The organism is Gilvimarinus sp. 1_MG-2023, from assembly GCF_030548285.1.
In genome coordinates this window covers 1-314 of record NZ_JAUOSC010000623.1, presented here as the reverse complement: position 1 = coordinate 314, position 314 = coordinate 1, and the positions used below count along the sequence as shown (strand labels likewise).

Genomic DNA, 314 nt, shown 5'->3' with positions numbered 1-314 from the left:
ATGTGGCACGCTGCAAGTCGATATGAACCTGCCCGAACGTTTTGACGTCAGCTACATCAACGAAGCCGGAGAACGCGAACGGCCAGTGATGCTGCACCGGGCACTGTTCGGCTCACTGGAACGTTTTACCGGAATTCTGCTGGAGCATCACAGCGGCAAGCTGCCGATCTGGCTATCACCCGTTCAGGCTGTGGTGATGTCCATTGCCGAAGCCCAGAACCACTATGCCAGCCAGCTGGCCGAGCTGCTGAACCTGCACGGTATCCGCACCGACAGCGACACCCGTAATGAAAAAATCGGCTACAAGATACGCC

General features: G+C 57.0%; 1 protein-coding gene. It reads left to right on the top strand.

From position 1 onward, the window contains the following. Positions 1–22: 22 nt before the first annotated feature. Positions 23–314 (top strand): aminoacyl--tRNA ligase-related protein (locus Q4563_RS18360; protein ID WP_303605530.1); only part of this gene is annotated, 292 nt, incomplete at its 3' end.